The following is a 22,593-nucleotide window of genomic DNA, read 5'->3' as shown; positions in this document are numbered from 1 at the left end:
TTATTTAAGAGGCCTTAGCCAAATAGGTCAGGAACGTTTTCAAATGGGTACGGCGTTGGCGAAAACAAGGACTTGTCTTTACCAATAGCCTCAATTTTTTGAAACGCTGGGCGCGCCGTCATCCGTTTAAAATAATCAAGCACCTGTGGCTCATAAAACTGCGACAAACCCAAGCCGTCGCCAAGATACAAGGCGTAAGCGATGGCGATATCGGCGATGGTGAAACGGCCGTCACATAGAAACTCGCGATCTGCCACATGTGCATTTAGACGCTTTAACCGCGCTAAAAACCACTTGCGATAGTCCTCAACAATCTGTGGCTGACGACGTTCAACCGGCTCTAGCTGGGAATAACGCAACACCAATGTTTGCGGAAATGTCAGCGTGGCATCGCTGTGAAACAGCCAGTTGAGATAGTCCGCGTATTCTTTATCGGTCGACTTCAAACCAAAGTCGTAGCGCTGGTAACGCTCAACCAAATACAAGCCGATCGCAGACGACTCGGTCATATCGATATCACCATCGACAAAGTACGGTACCGTGCCCAGTACATTTACATCGAAAAATTCGCGCTGGAAAACACGCGGCGGGAACGCCAAGACCTCCAAGTCGTAATCGATGCCCATCTCTTCCATCGCCCAAAGGGCACGCAATGATCGAGCCGTGTAACAATGCCATAGCTTTGGCTTATTGCTTGTGTTCATTATTAACCCTTTTACAAACGATATTGACGCGCGGCGAGATCGCGCATAATTTCTTCAGAGCCACCGCCAATCGCATTGACCCGCACTTCGCGATAAAAGCGCTCAACCCGATTACCACGTAAATAACTTGCGCCACCCAATATTTGGCTGGCCTCACGTGCACAATACTCCATTGTTTCGCTGGCCTGCACTTTTGCCATCGCTAAATCACCGGGATCGCAGCGCCCCTCAATATAGGCATGAGTCAGGTATTGGAGATAGGTTTGGGTGGCGTTTATTTTCTGTTTCATGGTCGCAATTTTATGGCGAATCACTTGATGATCAGCTAGGCGTTTACCAAAGGTTTTACGCTGTTGAGCCCACTCCACCGCATCTGCCAAACAAGCCCGCGCAGCCGCTTCCATGGTGACTGCCAAGCTTAAGCGCTCAGGGTTAAAGTTGGTCATGATGACCAGAAAGCCCTGCCCCTCTTCGCCCAATAAATTCGCTACCGGTACGCGTACATTGTCAAAATAAATAGTACCGGTATCCGCACACCACCAACCTTGTTTCCGATCTAAAGGCGTTCTGGCAACACCGGGAAGATCCGTCGGAATCAATAACATCGACACCCCGCGCCCGCCCTCTCCGCCGGTTCGCACTGCGGTAGACACCCAATCGGCATTCATCACACCAGATATAAAGGTCTTGCTGCCATTCACAATATAGTGATCGCCATCCCGCACGGCAGTGGTCGTAATATTGGCCACGTCAGAACCGCCAGACGGTTCTGTAATACCAAGTGAAATACGCTTGTCGCCTGCTAATACGGCTGGCGCGACGAGCTGCTTTATGGCATCGCTGCCATAGTTAATTACCGGCGGCAAACCAATACCGTGAATCAATAAATTACTGATCAGCCCACCTGCAGACCCCGCCCGCGTGAACTCTTCATTGCAGATATTGATATGCCACTGATCGATCCCCTCGGAAATACCGCCGTAGGCTTCCGGGTATCCCATTTGCATCACCCCGATCTCGGCGGCCTTTTGCCATAGCTCATCGGGGATTTTGCCGGCCTCCTCCCAGTCATCGAGAAATGGCACCACTTCTTTTTCCAGCCATTTACGAAGCTGGGTACGCCACTCTTCGTGTTCTGGCCGTAAATGCGGATTAAACAGACGTGCGCTGTCAAAGCTAAGCGACATGGGTAATCTCTTTTGTCGTTATGAATACAAGTAATCCGCTTAGTATATACCGCTGTGAGCAGTTGGCTTGGGCATTGGTGCCAGCCAAATCGGGAATCGGTGCCACATGCGATAGGTGCTTTGGAGGGCTAATTACTTTTTGCGGAAATCTCTGGGGGATACGCCGTACCACGATCTAAAGGCGGCTGAAAAAGAGCTTTGATCCATATAGCCAAGCAAGAAGGAAATATCGGTAATACTCAGGCGCTCATCTCCCAAATACTGTTGCGCTAGCTCGGCGCGCAACTCTTGTAGTATTTGCAAAAACTGGGTGCCCTGCTCCGCCAAGCGGCGCTGCAAGGTGCGACGGGAAATATTTAAAGCCGCCGCAACCTTATCTAGCCCCATCTCCCCACTGGGCAGTAACCGTAGCAAGGCTTTGCGCAGTGCGATAATAAAGTCGCTGCTCTCGCTATTTTCCTCAAATAAATGCCGTATAGGCTGCGCCAACACCTGCCCCCAGTCAGCGTCTAAACCAATCAGTGGGTAGTCGAGACAGGCGCGATCGAAGTACAAACAACTCACCGGCTGATCAAACCGCAAATTATCTCCAAATTGCTGCCTTAACAGGCTTAAGTCCTGCGGCTCGGGATAAGTAAAATGTGCTGCGCGAACTGGTATGGGCTGAACACAAACCGAATTCACAATGGCCGCCGCTACTCCCAGAGAGGAGTCGGATAAATAGCGCTGGCGATTGGTCGCCTTATCTAAAGGCTGCCAATCTAAGCACAGATACTCCGACTCACGACGAACCGTCACTTCGCCAATGTCGCCCACAATACGCAGTACGCTGGGCATCACATTTAGGTATTCCCGAAATGTTTGGCAGCCCGAACAGGCGTATAGCTGAAGATTGAGGCGATTAATGTAGTCAATACGACCAACATAAAGACCAATATCCGGGGTTTGGCTAGCCTTTGCCACGCAGTGATAAAGGTGCAATAAGTCGGCAACGGGAAACTGCCTGTCCGTATCTAACACGTCTGCTGGCGAAAAACCCGCCTCAGCTACAAGGGCGTCAAGGTCGGCATCAAGTGCCTTGGCCGCTTGAAACAAGGTAGTCAACGCCGAGCCATTCACCGACCACGCACGCGCCTCGCCTGACGCAGAGCGGGCTGTAGAGGCTTGCATGGTGGTATCAGTTAGCGTCATTCTTTGGCGTTCAGTGATATTGGGAGGCCATAGCCGGCAAGTGATGCCCACTACAAGGTTGGGCATGCTAACATTGCGCGCAGCACAAACGTCTTATACTTTGCAGTTAGGCGCTACATCATAACAATGACAAGGGGGCAAAAATAGTTGAAAGCCTTTGAGTTTCACACCACAAAATCTATCATCGTCGAACGTGGCGCCGCTTCGCGTCTAGCAGAACGTATCCGCGACATGGATTACCAATCAGTGTTGATAGTGAGCGACCAAGGCGTGGTGAATGCCGGCTTACTAAAACCAACATTGGAGAATTTTGCCGAGCAACACATTCCCGTGTCGGTCTTTCCTGACGTGGTCGCCGACCCAGCTGAAGCCGTCATAGAGCGCGGTGTTTTGGCCGCGAAACACTGCAAAGCTGACTGCATTATTGGCTTTGGCGGTGGCAGCTCTATGGATGTCGCTAAACTTATTGCCCTATTGGCCAATAGCGAACAAACACTTGCAGATGTGTATGGCGTAAATGCCGCCACCGGCCAGCGGCTGCCGCTAATTCTAGTGCCAACGACCGCTGGAACGGGGTCGGAAGTCACCGCAATTGCGATCGTCACCACCGGTGAAAGTGAAAAGAAAGGCGTCGTGTCGCCCCTATTACTTCCCGATATTGCCCTGCTCGACGCCGAACTAACACTTGGCTTGCCCAAACATGTCACTGCGGCGACGGGTATTGACGCGATGGTGCATGCCATTGAAGCCTTCACCAGCAAACGCCTAAAGAACCCCATTTCTGACAGCCTCGCTAAAGATGCCTTGCGACTATTAGCGGCGAATATACATACCGCCTGCCAGCACGGTGAAAATATGCAGGCGCGAGAAAATATGCTGCTCGGCTCCTGTCTGGCGGGCATGGCCTTCGCCAACTCCCCAGTCGGTGGTGTACACGCTCTCGCCTACCCTGTTGGCGCGCGCTTTCATGTCCCCCACGGCTTATCAAATTCACTTATGCTAAATGCCGTATTACGCTTTAATCTGCGCGATGCCGAGCACCTCTATGCAGAACTCGGCGACGTGGTGTTCCCCGCTGCCTGTGGCACACCACACGACCGCGCCATGGCACTACTGAATTACCTAAAAGACCTTCCCGGCGAGCTTGAAATCGCGAATTCATTAAGAGAGGTCGGTATCCAGGAAAGTGACGTTGAACTACTGGCAAGAGACGCGATGAAACAAGAGCGGCTGTTGATAAACAATCCACGCGAAATCCATTTGGCCGACGCTATCGCGCTTTACAAGGAGGCCTTGTGAGCGACAAGTCCGCAATTCCCACTCGCGCTGATTTTCCACACTTTTCAGAAATTCAAACCCGCTGGCATGACAACGATGTTTATCAGCATGTAAACAACGTGGTGTATTATTCTTTTTTCGATACCGCCGTTAACCAGCATTTGATTAACAGCGGCGTCCTCGACATTGCCAATAGCTCGGCTATTGGCTTGGTGATAGAAACCCAATGTCGCTACTATTCCGCCGTCAGTTTCCCCGACCTTATCGTCGTCGGCATTAAAGTAGAACACTTAGGCAATAGCAGCGTGCGTTACCAAACAGCTATTTTCCGCAATGACGAAACAACGGCGTCGGCGGTCGGTAATTTTGTTCACGTCTATGTAGATCGCCACACCAATAAGCCTGTTAGCATTCCCGACAAAGTAAGATCGGTACTAGTACTCCTTCAACATGATATTGACGGGTACAGTTAGTCCTACGGCGGTTCAGTGCGAGGCGTTTTCTCGAAAGCATAGTAAACTTATGGTGAGAGGAAATAACGAAGCAATGGACTGCCATAGGGCGGCAAATAGGCTCAAATAAATATTACTTTGGCTGCTCGCCAAATGGAGTAACAATGTCTGAAGCGCTCTCTAATCTCATTGAATTGCTAACGCTTGAAAAAATTGACGAGAATATTTATCGCGGCCAATCCGAGGCTACCGATTGGGGCCGTGTGTATGGTGGTCAAGTTATCGCCCAAGCATTATCAGCCGCTGCACAGCAAGTTAATCCCGGACGCCATATACACTCTTTCCACAGTTACTTTCTAAGACCAGGGGATCCGGATTTCCCCATTATTTTTGAAGTGGAAAGCAATCTCGATGCGGGCACTATTTCAAATCGTCGCGTGAAAGCCGTTCAACGCGGACAAACCATCTTCTTTATGACCAGCTCATTTCAACTCAATATTGATAGCTACGATCATCAAAGTGAAATGCCTGTAGTGCCACAGCCAGAAGGTTTACCGCAGGAATTAGAACTGCGCGAAGAAGACCTGCGCTTCGCTCCGGAGGAATGGCTACCAAAATTCAACGCAGTTCGCGCCATAGACTTCCGCGCCGTCAATTACTACGACCTTAAAAATCCAACAAAAGGAAAAGCGGCCAAGCAAGTTTGGATGCGCCCCAATGGTCGCCTGCCAAACAATCCCTGCATTCACAATTACATGCTGGCTTATGCCTCAGACTTTTTCTTTTTAGCCACCGCCAGCCAACCCCACGAAGTGTCTTTCCTTACGGAAGATATGCGCATGGCAACGATCGATCACAGCATGTGGTTTCATCGACCTTTCGATTTTAACGACTGGTTGCTATACGACATAGACAGCCCCAGCGCCTCAAATGGCCGCGGGTTTGTGCGGGGCAAGATTTATGATCGCGCAGGAAGGCTTGTTGCAAGCAGCGCACAAGAAGGCATTATGCGTAAACGACGCAGCAGTTGATCTGCCATCTTCTTTTTGCATGTTCACCAGCGAGCGAACTGCGAAAAATTCATTACCAAGACGGAAGCTAATATTAGCTTCCGTCTATAAAGTAAAAATAAGTTATGCCACTTCACGACTTATTAAATAAAAGCATTTATTGTCTATTTTCTAAACTGCTTAAAGTCCGCAGGCCGCTTTTCCATGATCGCCACTACCGCTTCAATATTTTCCGGTGTTCCAGCCAAGCGAGACATGCCTTCCGCCTCCCCGCCCATCGCAGAATGAATCGCCGCACGGTGCACACTGCGCATTAGCTTTTTAGTTTCCACTAGTGATGGTATCGGCCAATGGGCAATTTCCCGCGCTTTTTCCATCGCGCGTTCCAAGACCTCTTCGTCGTCGAAGGTCGCAGTGGCAATCCCTAAATCAACGGCCTTTTCAGCGTTTACCCACTCTGAGGTATACATTAGTTCGGCGGCTTTACGCGCGCCAATAATGGCCTGCAACTGATAACTGCTGCCCCACTCCGGTACCAAGCCCAAGGCAGTAAAAGGAAAGCGCAAACGCAAACTACTGCCGACGTACACCACATCGGTATGCAGCAATAAAGTCGCGCCGCCACCCACTGCAACACCGCGGGCGGCGCTGACGACCGGCTTATCGAAGTCCACCAGGGCTTTGGCTGAAATTTCAAATGGATGCTCACCATCAGCCTCTGAAAAATCATTGAGATCAACCCCGGATGAGAAATCCTTTCCTGCACCAGTTATCACGACGCAGGCCACCTTCGGATTGTCACTGGCGGCTACCAGGGCATCTCTAAACGCTAGCCACTGCTCGTTGTTGAACGCATTTTTCTTGTTAGGCCGATTTAAAGTCAGCAATAAAACGCCGTCATCGTCGAGTTGCTGCAGTACAGTATCGCTCATGGTTAACCCTATATTAGTGCTAATTATAGAATGTCACGGTGTCTAGCAAAGCAGCTCTCTCGGTGCGGCAGCCATTGACAGAATTTGCGGTATCTTCATGACCAAAAGAAATTCCAAACAATAATTTATTGCTGGAATCAATGTCGAGTTCCTGCCTAACTAAATCACAATTGAAGCTCAGCGCCGTCTGCGGGCAACTGGCCAAACCATGAGCGCTAAGACTTAGCATCAGCGTCTGGGCATACATGCCCAAGTCGGCAGCTTCACGAAGGCCGAAACCCTCTGGCAGGAATAAAAAAGCGACATGAGGTGCGCCAAAGAATTCATAATTTTTCATGAACTGCTCATTGCGCGCCACTTTATTGTCACGGGTAATACCCATGGCATCGTACAAATCAGCCGCGGCCTTATATTGACGCTCTTTGTACACGCCCTCGTATTTACCATCGTAAGGGAAATCCATAGTCCACTCACCGGCACTAAACGCCGTTGGAATCTTGCTGCGCAGATTCTCTATGCTTGTACCACTCGCCACCGCAATCTGCCAAGGCTGGGTATTGCAGTTAGATGGCGCGCGCTGTGCGAGTGTGAATATCGATTCTAAAACTGACTGTGTAAGAGGCTCCGGCAAAAATGCGCGTACCGACCGGCGCGCATTAACAAGGTCACTAAACACATCTAAGGTTTCGCTCATCATCTCAATCCGTTTGTTTAATTACACCGCTATTCAGAAACTGCGTTATCGCATCGTCATCCCACCCCAAGCCCGCCATTACTGACACGGTGTCAGCACCTTCGGCCACGGGAGAATGCTGAATCTCACCCGGTGTGCGGGAAAACCTCGGCGCTGGAGCCGACTGCAAAACATTGTCTCGACGGACAAGGTTTTTCCGAACAACATTGTGAGCATAGTGCTCAGCCTCATCCATATCTAATATCGGCGCAACGCAGGCATCACTGCCTTCAAACAACGCGGCCCATTCATCCCGCGTTTTTTCTAACAGCCGCGCTGCCATTTGCGCTCGACGCGCAGGCCACTGCGCCTTGTCCATTTGAGCTAAATAATCGCTGCCACCAAAATCCAACCATAGAGTATCGAGCAGCTGCGCGTAAAAATGTGGCTCAATGGCGCCCACCGAAATAGAGCGGCCATCTTTACACAGATAGCTTCGATAAAACGGCGCACCGCCATCCAATAAGTTTTGCTCGCGCTCTGTGTCCCAATACTGAATGCCCTTTAAGCCGTAAATGGTACTCAGCAAACTCACGGTGCCATCACATATGGCCGCATCCACTACCTGACCAAATCCAGACTGCTTGCGTTCATGCAATGCCGCTAGCACACCCAATAACAAAAACATCGAGCCACCACCCAAATCACCGATAACGTTTAAGGGGGTTGGTGGCGCCTCACCTGCCGCGCCAAAGCTATCTAATAGGCCTGTGATAGCAATGTAATTGAGGTCATGGCCCGCCTGCTTAGCCATTGGGCCGTCCTGCCCCCAACCTGTCATCCTGCCATAAACTAAAGCAGGATTACGTTGCGCACAGATATCAGGCCCCAAGCCTAATTTTTCCATTACACCGGGGCGAAAGCACTCTATAAGGACATCGGCAGATTCAAGTAACTGCAAAACGACCTCGACGCCCTCTGGGCTTTTTAGATTTACCGCAATGGATTTGCGTCCCCGCGCGGTCACGTCTCCCGGATGAGCGCCTAGACCACCGCCACTCACGCGATCGATGCGAATCACTTCGGCGCCGAGGTCAGATAACAACATACAAGCGTAAGGTGCAGGACCGATGCCTGCCATTTCGATAATGCGTAAACCGCTTAGCGGACCGGACATGGCGTTACTCTCTGAATAAGCGGAGTGAGTCAAACAAGGAAGGAGCGCAACGGCAGTTCAGAACCTGAACCCCGTTGCGCGACAAGAAGATTTACTCGCCGGTAAATACCGCAGGGCGTTTTTCTTTGAAGGCGCGCATGCCTTCTTTCGCGTCTTTAGAGCCAAATACCGGACCTGCCAATATATCCGATTTTTGCATCGCGTCGTCTTCGGCTAAATGCTCGGTGTGCTCACGCAATGAGCGCACCACGGCTTTAACAGCCAAGGGACCATTTGCACAGATTTTAGCCGCTAATTTTTTAGCCTCTACTAGGGTTTCACCCTTGGGTACCACGCGATTGATCAAGCCAAATTCCAAAGCTTGCTGCGCAGTAACGTGCTCGCCCAACAATAGGATCTCGGCAGCTAGGCAGTACGGAATCTGCTTGCGCAAGCGAATGGTAGAACCGGACATAGGATACAAACCACGCGCCACTTCCGTTACACCAAAAATGGCGTCTTCAGCGGCAACTCGAATATCCGTGCCCTGTAATATCTCAGTACCGCCAGCCAATGCATAGCCTTCCACCGCTAGCAATAGCGGCTTGCAGGGACGATTCTCGCGAAGCAGGGCCTGCCAATGAATATTTGGCACCGTGCCCATCAAGTCCATAAATTCTTGAGTAGTACCTTGATCACCATCGGGGCCGACTTTCAAATCCATACCTGCACAAAAGGTGTCGCCATTGGCGGTGAGGATGGCGCAATGCAAATTGTCATCTTCATCCAGCAAACGCCACGCTTTATACAAACCCAATAGCATTTCCGGGTTGAACGCATTTTTTGCTTCAGGACGATTCAGGGTAACAATTAAGACATTGCCCTCTTGCTCGACAAGACAGGTTTTGGTGCTGATGGCTAATTCTGTTGGCATGTTTAACTCCGAAAATAATTTTTTATGGGCCGCTGTAAAAGTCGCAGTTGTTCTCTAGTAAAAATAAAGCGCAGCTAATAAAAGGGCTTACCTGCGCTTTACCTTCGCAATCAGAAAAGAAACTAACTTACAGCAGCCTCCTTAAGCGACCGCGCCCTTGCCGCTTTCGGCATAGGCCTTCGCGGTTTTGTAATCAGGCTTACCACTAGGCGCACGGGGCAATTCATCGATAAGGTGAATTTCGCGTGGCACTTTGTAGCCAGCGATATGTTTACGACAGTGTTCCTGGATATTTTCAAGACTCAGTTGCGTGCCTTTACGCGCCTGAATAATGGCGCAAACACGGCTACCCCAACGCTCATCTTCCACACCAACCACTAGTGCATCAAAAATACCGTCGTGGGCTTTCAGCGCATCTTCCACTTCTTCCGGGAATATTTTTTCACCGCCGCTATTTATGCAGTTAGAACCACGGCCGAATACGGTGATGGAACCATCTTCTTCGAGCTTGGCAGCATCGCCGGTTAACAACCAAATTTTGCCGTCGACCTCAATAAAGGTCTTAGCGGTTTTCACTGGGTCGTTGTAATAGCCATTGGGAATATATCCAGCGCGGGCAAAAATACCTGTCTCACCTAATTCTGCGTGACGACGCGGTTCACCCTCGACATCAATAATGACGTCCATAAAATCTGTACGTGTAACATTGCCGAGGCCAGATGCCGTCTTTTTGCTGCCGTTATCCATGCCCATTTGGCCACCTTCAGATGAGCCAAAGCTATTGGTGATAAAGACATTGGGAAAATGCTTTTTAAACGCTTCCTGCTTAGCGTCTGAGAAAATGGCGCCGCCGGAGCCCACGTTAAACACCGCACTTAAATCCCAGCGCTCAGCATTGCCTTCCAAGGCATCCAACAACGGAATCGCCATCGCGTCGCCGACTATCTGCACCGCATTTACTTTCTCATCGGCGACAATTTGCCACACGGCTTCGCCATTAAACGAGCGCTGATGATTTAGCACTAAAGCATTGCCCGCCAATAACTGAATACAGGCGTACCACCAAGATGCGCCGTGCATCAGCGGTGCTAGTGCGATACCACGCAGTGGATGTTCAGTCACGCGGCTCGCCATGTCCTCTGGCTTTTCACAAGCGCCCAGCGGAGAAAAATGACCGCCGCCGCCCATTGCGGCAAAAAATACGTTTTTGTGCGGCCACATTACGCCCTTGGGCATACCGGTAGTGCCGCCGGTATAGAGAATGAAATAATCATCCCCGGAGCGCTCTGCAAAATCGCGCCCCTTATTCTGCGTATCCCGAACAGTGTGATAATCCACAGCGCCAATTGACGACAGTGGTTCGTCGCTGGCATCGGCAACTGATATACACAATTTCAAGGTTTTAGCCGCGCTGCGAACTTCAGCAATAGCCGGAATGAACTCACGATGATGAATACAGGCAACCATGTCTGCGTTGTCAAAAATATAAAGCAGCTCATCTTTAACATAGCGGTAGTTCACATTGATCGGCACCGCGCGAATCTTAAAGCAAGCTAACATCGCCTCAAGATATTCATTGCAGTTATACATATACAAGCCGACGTGATCGCCCGCTTTAACACCCTGCGACGCAAGGTAATGTGCCATCTGGTTGGCACCGGCATCTAATTCCGCATAGCTACAGCGGCTGGTACCGCAAACCAACGCCTCGCGCTCCGGCACTTTGTCGGCAACGGCTTCAAACAAATCAGCGAGGTTAAAATGCATAGCCATATTCTCTGTCCCTTATTGTTTTTCTGAGCGAGTATCAATCTTTATTGAGAAATGTTCGTTAAACAGGCCAACAAAACGTAGCCTGAACAAACAATCTTCCAATGTACCAAGCGCAAACTGGCGTCACCATCCTCCCAAGGGACGAGACAGTGAAGCCAGTTTACAAGCTTAGTTAATTACGCTTTCTCGGAGCTGACAACCCACATCGAGTAAAACTGTGCACCACCGCCATAAGCGTGTCCCAGTGCTGTTTTAGCGCCATCGACCTGATGATCACCTGCTTCACCACGCACCTGTTGTGCCGCTTCCGCAAAGCGAATCATCCCAGACGCGCCAATCGGGTTAGAACACAATACACCACCAGACGGATTCCAAGGTATATCGCCGCCTTCAGTCAATGAGGTTGCGCCGGACATCGTTAATTCCCAACCTTTACCCTCATCGGCAAAGCCAAGGTTTTCTAACCACATTGGTTCGTACCAGGAAAACGGGACATAGACTTCAGCGCAATCAAGATCTTTACGCGGATTGTGGATCCCAGCCTGCGCATACACGTCTTTGGCACAATCAATACCAGCGCGCGGGTTAACCTGCTCACGACCAGCGTACATGGTTGGTTCAGAGCGCATCGCGGCACCGCGTATCCACGCTGGTTTACGAGGTGACTTGGCTGCCAGTTCCTCGTTAGCGATAACCATGGCACAAGCACCGTCAGAAGAAGGACAAGCCTCTAAGAAGCGCAGCGGTTCCCACAACATGGGGCTGTCTTCTACTTCCTTCATCGTAATTTCAGGTAGTTGCAAATGCGCCAATGGGTTCTTTGCACCGTGCAAACGATCCTTTACCGCCACTTTTATACCCGCATCATACGGCGCATTCGAGCGGCGCATATACTCGCGAATAATCGGCGCAAAATAACCACCAGCACCGGCATTTAAATGGGGAGAAAACGGCTGTGGATTTGACAGTGCCCACATCGCATTAGACTCAGACTGCTTCTCAAACGACACGGTCAAAATGCGTTTAAACACGCCACTTTGCACATAAGTTGCAGCAACGATGGCGGTAGAGCCACCCACTGAACCCGCCGTGTGAACACGCAACATTGGCTTGCCATTACAGCCCAGCGCATCAGTCAGATAAAGCTCAGGCATGATAACGCCTTCGAACATATCTGGCGCTTTACCAATAATTACCGCGTCAATGTCATTCCATGTTAAGCCCGCATCTTCCAGGGCGTTAACAGCAGCTTCTCTCACCATACCCGCAATAGATACGTCTTTGCGCTTGGTTTTATATTTAGTTTGGCCTACGCCAACAACAGCAGCTAACTGAGCCATTATTTCGCCTCCAGTACGGTAATCAGGTTTTGTTGCAAGCACGGACCTGATGTCGCGTGGGCAACACCGCGTTTTGCTTCACCACGGATAATTCGCATAGCAACTTCACCGATACGCGACAGCCCAGATGCCATCATGACATTACCAGCGAGCACACCGCCCGACGGGTTAATCACAGTGTCATCACCCAAACCTAAGGCCTTTTTAAGAATAATTTCCTGGTGACTAAACGGCGCGTAAAGCTCAGCAACATCCACTGGCCCATTCGCCACGCCCGCCGCTTTGCCTGCAATTTCAGTTGATACTGAACGGCTTAAATCCCGCGAGCCAATATGGTGAGTCTCAATACGGTGATCGATACCCTTGATAATTGCGTAGGGCTTGCCCCACTCTTCGGCTTTCTCGATGGTGCAAATAATCATGGCGCAGGCACCGTCAGAAATTGGGCAGCAATCATGACGACGCAAAGGTGACACGTAGGTCGCTTCCTTAAGCAAATCCGCTACCGTTTGATCACCCTTCAATTGCGCATGGGGATTTTTCAGGGCGTTATTGCGCGAACGCGCTACTACTTCTGCCATATCGGCTTCAGTGATTTCACCCGAGTCGAGCATGGTTCTCGCCTGCATCGCAGCAAACGCAATGGTATCTACCCACAGTGGCGCTAGGTAATACGGATCAAGTTGCTGAGACAGCACTATCGGCAGTTCACCCGGAGAAGATTTACCAAACCCGTATAGCAGCGCTGACTCAGCAGTACCCATCTGGATTTTCAGCCAGGCTTCATAAAGCGCCCATGCTGCATCCATTTCCACATGCGACTCTTTGATCGGCGGCACCGCGCCAAGCGCGTCAACACCGGCAACAAAGGCAAACGCCGCACCCTGCTGGTAGTCACAACTACCGGAACAGGTGAAATCCACGTCCTGGGCACTTTTAATTCCGGTTTGCTTAAACACTTCAGTGAGCACCGGCATAATCAGCTCAACTTCGTTTTGCGCACCAGCGTCGCGCTGGCAATTTGATTGCGCAAAGGCAACTATCGCAACATCACGCATCTTATCGGCCCTCATCAATTAGTTTGCCAATTTGATCTACCGGCACATCCGGCTCATCTAAAGGCTTAAAGTACTGAATATTTTCCATGGCATAGCCCCACTCTGCTTCTGGCTTCCAAAGTGCCTCTACGCGCATACCAATGCGCACTTCCTCGTTTTTGCATTCGCTGAGCAGGTGCAGGAAGCTCAAGTTCGCACCGTCTAATACCAGGTTGGCAATAACGTAAGGCGGCTTGATTGGGTTACCTGGGATAGGAATATAAACAATCGTGAAGGACTCAACGGTGGCCTTATTGCCCAAAGTCACTTCTTCTTCAGTCGGTACGCCACAGGCAGCACAAGAGCCACGCGGTGGAATGTAGACATTGCGGCAATTTGGACAGCGCTGGCCAACCAACTTACCTTTTTTCATCGACTGCAAATAACGTGCAGTGGCCTTACCCGCGGTGAAGTTATAGGTCAGGTAGATCGGCGCTTCCATACCGGTGATCTGCTCGTCAGACGTCGCCGGCTTCAACTCACCCAACAACGCCACAGCTTCAGGCACAAAACCATTCACATCGCTCATCAAGCCCTTGGTTTCTTCCGCCCAACGCACTTTTACGCGCATACCGGTGCTCATCGCAGCTTCGTCGCCGGCATCAACCCAGTGCAGCATTGGCGTGTCTGCGCCGTCCAGTTGAATCATCGCCCAGGCGAATGGCTTATCACTGGGATGCGCTTTGCGAGGCTCTTTCACCCAGCACCACGTCTTAACCACACCAGCATCTGCCACATCGACAAATTCAGTCAACGCTGCCGCACTAACCGGATCAAACTCCACCGGCGGCATCAGCACTTTGCCATCGCTGGCTTTAATGCCAACCATTTTGCGAGCGCGCAAGGAGGTCAAAAACTGACCCACGATAGGCCCTGTGGACCGCGTATAGGTATAGCCTAGCGTAAAGGCTTGGCTAAGAATTTCAGCCGATGACGACATCAGATCTCTCCTTCGTGTTTAAATTAGGTCAACAAGCACGCCATAAGCTCGCATCATTAACCCGCTTGCCACGAAGTATCTCCGCGGCCCCGATGTTGAACAATGTCGCTGCTGATCAAGTAAATGACAAAAACGATCAACGGGGCAAAGATTGTCTGACGTCAGGTGTCAGAGGTCTGACGGAAAGCCAAAGGTTGCGGTGCTTGGCTAGCGGCTGAATGCTTGATGGGAGACGCAGAGGCCGGACGCGACTGCGCGTACAAGACTTAGGAGTACGCGGGTATCACGTCAGACATCAGACCCCCGACGTCAGCCCCCCCTTCGCCCTCCGTCGCTATTTTGCTAAAGTAGCAAGGCAGTCAACAAATCAGAGCAATAATGAAAACACCTTACCAGCACCGCAACCCCGCCGTACGTTACCTATTGTTTGTTATCGGATGGATTTCTTTCGTACTCGGCATGATCGGCCTGCTGTTACCTGTAATACCAACAACGCCCTTTCTATTGCTCAGCGCCGCCTGCTTTCTGCGCAGTTCGCCCCGCTTTTATGTATGGCTGACCGAACACCGCTGGTGGGGAAAGTACATACGCTATTATTTAGACGGCCAGGGCATCCCGCGCCGTATCAAAATTGGCATTATCGCGATGCTCTGGATCACCATTCTGACCAGCGCCCTGCTCATTGTAAAAATCCACTGGCTCAGTGTGATGATGATTTCAGTGGCGGCAATAATGACGGTATATATTGCCAAACAGGCAGAACCGAATCTAAACGAAACAAGCGAAAGCCCTAAAAACTCATAAGTCTACCCCCCTAAATAGGGTGTTCTTCTCATCGCTACTTGGCCGTAAATTAATTAGAGTTATTGCCCAAATAAAAGTGATTATTAAACAGAGTGAGAAAACACCAGATGAAACGTCTCTCTATCATCGCGTTAGCCTTTGCATTCATCCCCGTCGTCAACGCAGGTTTCTCATTATCTGGCCAACCAGAAATCAAAGAAGAAGCCTACAGCGCGCAGCTCGCCACCATTAGGCAAAAAGCACTGACCGGCATCAAGGCGAGCGGTGAAATGCCCGTCTACCAAGGTGAACTCTCCATCGCCCCACTGGTTGTCGCAATTGACTTCCAAAAGACGATAAAAGTAGCCCAAGGTGTCTCCGTGTTAGGCGAATACACCCCGTGGCTAAACTTAGAACAATCCATCTGGGGTTTTGAAGAAGCGATCGATAGCGCAGATGAGAAAATTACCGCTCGCATTGAAGAATTGATGGAGGGCGATATCTGGGCCATGGATGAATCGACGAAAAGCGAGTCAAGCAAGCTAATTTATTTTCCTGTAAAAATGCCTGACTTAAATCGCAAAATGCCGAATCAAGGCCGAACCTTGGTGGCATTAGACTCTTTTGGCTTTAGTGTAGACGACCTACTGAAGGCAACCAATATTGAACTGATCGACGAAGATGAACTTGATGGCGTGGTTTTCTTCCCCTACATCAATCTCGCCTTACACAAGCAAACAGCAACCACCTCGGTAATGAACGGCGAGCTGATGATCAACTATGTCGCCGCCATCAACGGCTACTTCGCCATCTGTAAAAAAATGATCTGCTTTAAAGCCGAATTACCCAACAATTCATACATCGACTTAGTGGTTCCCCTCGTTCATCGCAAAGAGGCAACATCAGACGAAACCCATGTTGCAGCCCGCGAATACGGCCAGGAACTAATGGCAGATATGATTACTGAATTAACCCTAGCCGCGTTTGAGAAACTCACTGATATAGTAATTGATGAAGACGAGGAATAAGGTCTCTAACAAGATCAGTATGAATTAGATGCATAAACCCAACGGCAGCGGACCAAAAACACAAAGCTTTTTGTGTCCGCCGGTTATTTAGAACTCTTTGCAAGCCCCATTTAGAGCGTAGGCGTATCGCCATTAAACCCAGAAGCTAATGACTTTGTGACGGCCGATATAACTAGCCTACCAATCAACTCGCCAAGCAAGACGTGCTTACCGCAAAAGGCTATTTCTTCAGGACCATCCCCACTAACAACAGCTATCGCATCGGTTCCAGTTCCGGTCGCAAGCCGCTGAGATACTGGACTTACAACACCGGCATCTTGCAATGCAGCTGCCTTGCCCTCTGTGGCGACCATGACTGCTTCTAACATAGCAGCATCAGTCAACTTGGCCGAAAAAATCAAAATAAGATTAATAGTGCCAAGGTCTTTTGATAATGCCAGTACTTCCTGCACATCGGCTTTATCTCCAGCACGCCGAGCGTTGTCTATACCTGTGGTGACCAAAACGGTTAAATCTATTCCCTCTACACAAGACTGTTCAATACAGAGCGAAGACATCGGCGCTGCCGTCATCATGCCGACAACATTGCCTTGCCATCCGTGCTGTTCTGCATAGTTTCGCAAGCTCACATCGGGGGCTTCAATTGTTGATGAATCTTTGGGTACTTTTCGATTCACAATATGATCAGCTTTAACTAAGCCACCATTCAAAATAGCCGAGCTCAATACTCGCTGAGGGGACGAAAAGGCTAGGTGTAAATGGTCATCATTATGATGCAAATTGGTAAAATTATTGATTTTTAACATCATGTCTACGAGATGCCAATTATGGTGAGAAAAGGTCACCGAGTTACATATCGCCGTACCCAGCGGCGCGTCAGCGCGTTCAAACCCATAGGGGCTAGGCTACGGTAACTGATTATATGGCTTGAATAATTAACGATAGAATTCGACATAGAACTTTACGCGCCCTAGCGGTTTTATATGGTGCTTTATTGTGGGCTCTACAATACCAAAGTTATCAGTGCTTAGTTCGATATATTCTTTTGTGGGCTCTTGGATAACGTATTCAAGTTTACCTTCTAGAATTACTATTTTTCCCCATATGCCATCTTTTGTAGTGTGATCGTTCAGCAAACCCTGCGGAACGCTAGTTTCTGAAAACTCTGGCGTCTTCTTATATGCCGATACATTTCCTGGTAAATCTTTCATTGGTTCCCTACTTATAACGCCTCAAATCACCAGCAGCGAGATCCAGAGCGTCGGGCGACCCAAGGGAGCGAATTTGATGGCTTGGTTATGCAATTTCACCAACCTCTAATTGAACGCAATCTTGACTGTAATGATGCCGATAACTCGCCAAGACCTTCGGCATTAGGAAGATATCTTATGTACCGTATATGCCGTAGATCGAAAGGAATATCGTGCTCTGACTGTGTTATAAGGATCACTTCTTTTCCGATAGCGTGAGCAACTCCGGCCTCGTAAAACACATTGGGATTTTTCCCTGAACAGTCACATATTACAACTTTGGCTCTAGCTATTATGTTTACAATATCTTGGATTATCGTGTGGTGCTCCCATATATCGTCAGCTCTTACGCTCTCCATACCGACAGCACCGATTGATTGTTGAAGAACAGCGTATACCGAATTAAATTCAGCCCCAAATGGCATCATGATCGAAACAAGATTCTCATCTTGCGAGTAAGCCGCTTCAAGCGAGAAAACCTTTGGACTAATAGATCTTTTTTGTTGGTTTTGTAATAACAGCTTAAATAGATCAACGTCGCACACAGACCAACATGTATGGGATAAGCCAAACCGACCTAACCGCAATTCCACTGAGTGCCCTTCTAACTCAGCATTGGAAATTGGCTGAATGCTATTGTCAATGGCGTACTGAATGGCTGCTTCAGAATGCCCTAGGGTGATATTTGTAATATACGCTACTCTTGCGAATTGCGGCCCATTGCCCCCAGTTTCAGTCACTAAAAGTGCAGGGCATTCCTTTAATTTAGCAACATCGAGTGTACCGTTTGAATAAAATCTACTGCCAACAGGATCGTCTTCTCTAATGTACATGCGACCTGTTAACAGTGTTCCGCCTGAGTCAGGCCATCCTTGAAAAGATACTAGCAAGTGAAACATATTTTTAATTGGTCCCTTTGTGGCTCAATATTTGTTCTGCATAACGCCTAGCTCACTGGAAAAAAGCGCAGCGAGTATTTTGTCCGGTGGAGCTACTTGTTAAAGCATTCTGTGACATATTTTCGATGCACTTTATCAATTAAATTCTCGCCAATTTAATAACCGCTATAGGGGCACTTCGATTGTGGTGTGCGCATGTCAAGCGCGCATGACTTTGTTCCAATCTATACTATGCCCAGCCGCTTCAAGTTCGCGCGCGAGTGCATGTTTCCAGCCACCACTACTGTCCATTGCCTCCCAGACAACACCAGCGAAATCACTAGGTATTTCCAACGTGCCACGCTTGAGAGCACATACTTTGTCTCGGCCCAAGCGGCCAATGAAGTAGCCCAGTTCCAACAAAACATTTTGCCGAGCCCGAGGCTCGAGTGTTCCTCCCTTTATACAGCCCTCATCGTCCGGCGTGAGAAGGACTACCGCAAACCCAACATCGCTGTTTGCAACGACCTTTTCGATAATGGTTCTACCTTGATTGGCCTGTTCATGGAGAATGACGGCTTCCAAACCAATGCGTTCCAGAAAGCGAGCCACTGTTTCCCGAGCACCATCGTCGTGGCCGTGAACGATAAATACCTTGCGTGAGAATGGCGGCTTCAACACAGTTTCAGTATTCCCCTTCGATTGAACATAGTTCTTGTAATCACGAACGAAGGGAATGATGAGCTGCCCAGTAAGCGCATGGACACCAGCGATGACTTTCTTTCCAGAATAGAAAAAATGATGGCCGAAGTTGGTAGCGTAACTTGAGTCATTAGCCATTTTCTCGATAAGAAGCAATGTTAACCCCATCGTTTTTTTAGGGTCATCTGGCCACGCAAGCTGGGCACTGCCAACCATGCTGCCCCCAGTTTTTTCACTTTCTGCAATGAAAGCATCGAGGTCAACTTCTTTCGTCAATTCCTCGTTGTAAGGTTCAAGGTCGGTATGCCGTAACAATTGGCCGAGCTTTTTCAATGGACGTTCATATGTCTGCAACTGCGAATTCTGTAAGTCCAGGACAGCATTGTTAATTTCTCCGAAAATATCTTGGGCCATCACTAATTCTCGTCAGACTGCAATCGGGCCTCAGCGGCTTTTTGAAGAATGCTTTCTCTATAGCTTTCTTTCATTTGTTCGGCGAGCGACCCAACAATGGGGCTGTCGGCGTACGGTTCAATACGGTTATCAATAATTCGGTTAACTGACTGGATGGCAGCTTCAATACTGGCAGGATCGTGAGGATCAAAGTTAACGACGCCCAACTCCCCATCAAGTTCATTCAATGCTTGCTCTGCGTTTTTTAGGTCTTTTTGCAGTTTGTCAAGCCCAGTAATTTTAAGCATGATTCCCTCCTGTTTATGATGTGTCAATGCTTCTTTGTGCTTTAACGAGGCTGTAGAAAAACTCCAGCCAATCCATTTCTTTGAAAATTACGCGCTCGTACGTGAAATTCCCGCAAATAACGCAAATAATCTCCTCCGATTTCAAAAAATCGGCCTATTTATAGATCAAAAATTAATCAGAATCGGGCCTTGGAAATTTCCGTTAGTAATTCTACAGCCTCAACGCCGCCGTAAACGGCTGCCGAAGCAACGCGTAGGCAGTCCGGTGGAGGCCACGGTTTTTTGTGCCCGGAACGAATTTAACGGCTTTGTTAGAGAAGCTCATTTGCAAAAGACTCAGGGTTATAAAATTCATCAAATTTTTCCCGAGAAATATTCTTTGCCTTATCAACTATCTCAGCAACATGCTTTTCCACGCTCCCAAGGTATTTCAAATATTCTTCATGTGATTTTGTTAAGGGAGAAAGATCAGGATTCTTAGGATAAGCAAGATGATACCTAATATGCCATATTGCTGCGGCGACGTTGTTAAATTCGCAGATTACCTTTTTACCCCAAAGGTCACCATCTTGTTCGGATATAGATGAGGTGCCTTCCAAAATATTCCGTTCTTGTAATCGACCTGTGACTTCACGAAGTTCATCCATCCCATTATTTGCTGCCTCAACTAAAGTATGGATTAGTTGATACGAAATTCTCTGCTGTTTATTTAAGTCAAGCACCGCTTCTTTATAATAGTTTTTAAAGATATGGTTTGAAATTGGCGATGCAGACCCATTATCTATTCCCTTAAGTCCATAAATTTGCAACATTCTAGAGTAAATCAGTAGGGTTCTTTCCAGCTCACTCTTTAACTCTTCTAGTTCCTGCTGCAAGCATTTTTTCACTTTCCTGGCGCGCATGAAATCTTTCAGGATGCTTGTGAACTGCGCCAAGACCCATCCTGAGAAAACTGAGATTAATCCTATTACGACCTTTTCGTAGTCCATTGCTATTTTCTCAAACAGTTTATAACGACTCAGGCCATATATCACTTTGGCCCCCTTATCAACGCTGCGGCTTCAGTATGAATTAAAAAATATATGGGAATTCAATGAAATAGCGACCCCGCTATTCGCGAGTGCCGGTCAAACGAAGACTAACTCCCTTTATTTCTGCCAAGCATTCCCTTCCCATTGATCATATCCTGTTTTTTATCAATTTCAACGAGTTAAGTGGCTCCTTAGGTAGATAGTGGGAAGTGGTCTCTTGTTCACTTACCTTGACCATGGCAAAACCATGGGAGAGCGCCATCACTCCGCGTTGCAACTGGCCAGATCTGTGATCGTCTGCGGAATTTCGGGCCTTTTCGCTAAATTAACTTGACGCTTCGCACTGTCCATCGAGCAATTACTCGATGTGTCGGCAGATATCTTCGCCCGGGATGACTATGACGGAGTTTCTCTGCGCAAGCTGCAAGACGAGTGAATGTTAGCTACATCTTTCCATCACTACTTCAGCTCAAAGGTGCAACTGTGACTGGCCATTGTAGTTCGCTTGTGTGGCGCATCCACCACCAAGATATTAGAGGCACTGCAGCACATTGATGACGACCGCAATGAGCTGGACGCTCAGACGCTAACGAACAAGGTAATTAATTACCAACGACAACTCGGTTACGGCCTGCAGACTTCGCCTTGTACATTGCGGCATCCGCGCAAGCAATTGACTCTTCAACTGTCCTGCGCGAAGACAGTGCCGCCACACCAAATGACGCTGTCACCTGTAAAGGCTCAATAGAGCTAGCGTGCTGTATACGCTGACCTGCAATCGCAGCTCGCATTCGCTCGCAGACGTGGCCAGCTTCTTCCAAATTAGTACTGGGCATACAAATAAGGAATTCCTCTCCCCCATAACGGTAGATTTTGTCGTACTCGCGAAGAACTTCCTTGACGGATCTTACTGTTGAAACGAGCACAGCGTCACCAGCAGCATGGCCGAACTCATCATTCACACGTTTAAAATGATCAAGATCAAACATGACTAGCGCGCAGTCTTGCCGCCCTCTGCTAACCAACGCATTCTGCTCGCGAAGCTCAACTAACATGCTCCCCCTAGTTTGCGCCTCGGTCAGAGGATCACGATTTTTCGCTATAGTAGAATAATCAAGTCGCAATGACTGGAACTCTAGGCGAACTCTATCTAACGTATTTTCGAAGTGATCCCATTCTATCGGCGAAATAGGCACGCCTTCTGACATTCGCTGCAGTAATTTTCTTGCGCTGCGATGCATCTTTTCATGCGCATCACCGAGTGCGATAAACGCAGGATTATCTTTTATAAACGACGCTTGCTCACTCCCATACCATTGACCGAAACGACAATGAAGGTGGGCATCGGGAAGTAAGTCTGCCTCCTCGGGTGGTAAATGTGTAATCAAAACGCGCAACAAGCTTTTATACCACTGATCATGGCTATGAATAGCTTGATCCAGCTGCGCGACAATTGATTGCAATTGCTGATTTGTGAAGGGTGTCATGTCAGTTAGAGGTAAGCGCTCAATAAACCCCACTCTATTTATCCTTTGCAATCTCGGCTAAGGCAT

23 protein-coding genes are annotated in these 22,593 nt (G+C 48.9%); 5 read left to right on the top strand and 18 right to left on the bottom strand.

All coding sequences use genetic code 11. The features are described from left to right. Window positions 1-14: 14 nt before the first annotated feature. The 3 genes from AAC007_RS16145 to AAC007_RS16135 all read right to left on the bottom strand — a co-directional run bounded on the left by AAC007_RS16145 (window position 15) and on the right by AAC007_RS16135 (window position 3,082). Window positions 15-704, bottom strand: a complete 690-nt coding sequence (locus tag AAC007_RS16145) for a glutathione S-transferase family protein (protein WP_339678134.1) — start codon at window positions 702-704, stop codon at window positions 15-17. A gap of 11 nt (window positions 705-715) precedes the next feature. Continuing rightward, the gene (locus tag AAC007_RS16140; protein ID WP_339678132.1) at window positions 716-1,891 is read right to left on the bottom strand and encodes an acyl-CoA dehydrogenase family protein; all 1,176 of its coding nucleotides are present in this window, start codon (window positions 1,889-1,891) and stop codon (window positions 716-718) included. A gap of 132 nt (window positions 1,892-2,023) precedes the next feature. Next, complete coding sequence (locus AAC007_RS16135; RefSeq protein ID WP_339678130.1) at window positions 2,024-3,082, bottom strand: AraC family transcriptional regulator ligand-binding domain-containing protein; 1,059 nt, start codon at window positions 3,080-3,082, stop codon at window positions 2,024-2,026. 147 nt (window positions 3,083-3,229) lie between these two features. On the opposite strand from AAC007_RS16135, the gene AAC007_RS16130 reads away from it, so the two are divergent. The 3 genes from AAC007_RS16130 to AAC007_RS16120 all read left to right on the top strand — a co-directional run bounded on the left by AAC007_RS16130 (window position 3,230) and on the right by AAC007_RS16120 (window position 5,843). Continuing rightward, entirely contained in the window at window positions 3,230-4,381 is a 1,152-nt protein-coding gene (locus AAC007_RS16130) for an iron-containing alcohol dehydrogenase (protein ID WP_339678128.1), read from the top strand. Beyond that, on the top strand, window positions 4,378-4,833 hold the full coding sequence (locus AAC007_RS16125) for a thioesterase family protein (RefSeq protein WP_339678126.1): 456 nt from the start codon (window positions 4,378-4,380) through the stop codon (window positions 4,831-4,833). Before AAC007_RS16130 ends, AAC007_RS16125 begins: the two co-directional genes overlap by 4 nt. Window positions 4,834-4,976: 143 nt before the next feature. Continuing rightward, window positions 4,977-5,843, top strand: a complete 867-nt coding sequence (locus AAC007_RS16120; protein ID WP_339678124.1) for an acyl-CoA thioesterase II — start codon at window positions 4,977-4,979, stop codon at window positions 5,841-5,843. 143 nt (window positions 5,844-5,986) lie between these two features. Here the strand turns inward: AAC007_RS16120 and AAC007_RS16115 are convergent, their stop codons facing one another. From AAC007_RS16115 to AAC007_RS16080, 8 genes are all read right to left on the bottom strand, one after another. Beyond that, window positions 5,987-6,754, bottom strand: coding sequence for an enoyl-CoA hydratase-related protein (locus AAC007_RS16115; protein WP_296436352.1), 768 nt, complete (start codon window positions 6,752-6,754; stop codon window positions 5,987-5,989). A gap of 19 nt (window positions 6,755-6,773) precedes the next feature. Beyond that, complete coding sequence (locus AAC007_RS16110; protein WP_339678121.1) at window positions 6,774-7,448, bottom strand: nitroreductase; 675 nt, start codon at window positions 7,446-7,448, stop codon at window positions 6,774-6,776. Window positions 7,449-7,452: 4 nt separating this feature from the next. Beyond that, window positions 7,453-8,604 (bottom strand): CaiB/BaiF CoA-transferase family protein, encoded by a 1,152-nt coding sequence (locus AAC007_RS16105; RefSeq protein WP_339678119.1) that lies wholly within the window; start codon window positions 8,602-8,604, stop codon window positions 7,453-7,455. A gap of 91 nt (window positions 8,605-8,695) precedes the next feature. Then, window positions 8,696-9,517 carry a crotonase/enoyl-CoA hydratase family protein gene (locus tag AAC007_RS16100; RefSeq protein ID WP_295872556.1) on the bottom strand — a complete coding sequence of 274 codons (822 nt, stop codon included), beginning with the start codon at window positions 9,515-9,517 and terminating at the stop codon, window positions 8,696-8,698. Window positions 9,518-9,658: 141 nt separating this feature from the next. Then, a complete protein-coding gene (locus tag AAC007_RS16095) occupies window positions 9,659-11,290 on the bottom strand; it encodes an acyl-CoA synthetase (RefSeq protein ID WP_339678117.1) in 1,632 nt (543 codons plus the stop codon). Window positions 11,291-11,466: 176 nt separating this feature from the next. Continuing rightward, window positions 11,467-12,630, bottom strand: a complete 1,164-nt coding sequence (locus AAC007_RS16090) for a thiolase domain-containing protein (RefSeq protein WP_269620015.1) — start codon at window positions 12,628-12,630, stop codon at window positions 11,467-11,469. Further along, window positions 12,630-13,703 (bottom strand): thiolase domain-containing protein, encoded by a 1,074-nt coding sequence (locus tag AAC007_RS16085; protein ID WP_295872561.1) that lies wholly within the window; start codon window positions 13,701-13,703, stop codon window positions 12,630-12,632. The genes AAC007_RS16090 and AAC007_RS16085 overlap by 1 nt, the downstream gene beginning before the upstream one ends. Further along, on the bottom strand, window positions 13,690-14,667 hold the full coding sequence (locus AAC007_RS16080; RefSeq protein ID WP_339678112.1) for an OB-fold domain-containing protein: 978 nt from the start codon (window positions 14,665-14,667) through the stop codon (window positions 13,690-13,692). Before AAC007_RS16080 ends, AAC007_RS16085 begins: the two co-directional genes overlap by 14 nt. A 378-nt stretch (window positions 14,668-15,045) precedes the next feature. Between AAC007_RS16080 and AAC007_RS16075 the strand changes: the two genes are divergently transcribed. Then, window positions 15,046-15,471: a YbaN family protein gene (locus tag AAC007_RS16075; RefSeq protein ID WP_295872566.1), complete on the top strand. Its 426-nt coding sequence runs from the start codon at window positions 15,046-15,048 to the stop codon at window positions 15,469-15,471. Window positions 15,472-15,578: 107 nt separating this feature from the next. Continuing rightward, a complete protein-coding gene (locus AAC007_RS16070; RefSeq protein WP_295872568.1) occupies window positions 15,579-16,478 on the top strand; it encodes a hypothetical protein in 900 nt (299 codons plus the stop codon). A gap of 110 nt (window positions 16,479-16,588) precedes the next feature. On the opposite strand, the gene AAC007_RS16065 is transcribed toward AAC007_RS16070, so the two are convergent. The 7 genes from AAC007_RS16065 to AAC007_RS16035 form a co-directional block, all read right to left on the bottom strand. Next, window positions 16,589-17,287, bottom strand: coding sequence for an adenosylcobinamide amidohydrolase (locus tag AAC007_RS16065; RefSeq protein ID WP_339678109.1), 699 nt, complete (start codon window positions 17,285-17,287; stop codon window positions 16,589-16,591). A gap of 126 nt (window positions 17,288-17,413) precedes the next feature. Further along, window positions 17,414-17,689, bottom strand: coding sequence for a DUF1971 domain-containing protein (locus AAC007_RS16060; RefSeq protein WP_339678108.1), 276 nt, complete (start codon window positions 17,687-17,689; stop codon window positions 17,414-17,416). A 95-nt stretch (window positions 17,690-17,784) separates the two neighbouring features. After that, complete coding sequence (locus AAC007_RS16055; protein ID WP_339678106.1) at window positions 17,785-18,561, bottom strand: hypothetical protein; 777 nt, start codon at window positions 18,559-18,561, stop codon at window positions 17,785-17,787. Between the two features lie 264 nt (window positions 18,562-18,825). Next, a complete protein-coding gene (locus AAC007_RS16050) occupies window positions 18,826-19,722 on the bottom strand; it encodes a nucleotide-binding protein (RefSeq protein WP_339678104.1) in 897 nt (298 codons plus the stop codon). Between the two features lie 2 nt (window positions 19,723-19,724). Further along, window positions 19,725-20,009 (bottom strand): hypothetical protein, encoded by a 285-nt coding sequence (locus AAC007_RS16045; RefSeq protein WP_339678102.1) that lies wholly within the window; start codon window positions 20,007-20,009, stop codon window positions 19,725-19,727. Between the two features lie 311 nt (window positions 20,010-20,320). Continuing rightward, entirely contained in the window at window positions 20,321-21,043 is a 723-nt protein-coding gene (locus AAC007_RS16040) for a hypothetical protein (protein ID WP_339678100.1), read from the bottom strand. A gap of 599 nt (window positions 21,044-21,642) precedes the next feature. Continuing rightward, complete coding sequence (locus AAC007_RS16035; protein ID WP_339678099.1) at window positions 21,643-22,560, bottom strand: diguanylate cyclase; 918 nt, start codon at window positions 22,558-22,560, stop codon at window positions 21,643-21,645. Between the last annotated feature and the right edge of the window lie 33 nt (window positions 22,561-22,593).

Source organism: uncultured Zhongshania sp. (assembly GCF_963975605.1).
In the GTDB taxonomy this organism is placed as follows: Bacteria; Pseudomonadota; Gammaproteobacteria; order Pseudomonadales; family Spongiibacteraceae; genus Spongiibacter; species Spongiibacter aquimaris.
Note: the sequence above shows the minus strand (reverse complement) of the source record. Positions and strands in the feature narration are given on the sequence as shown.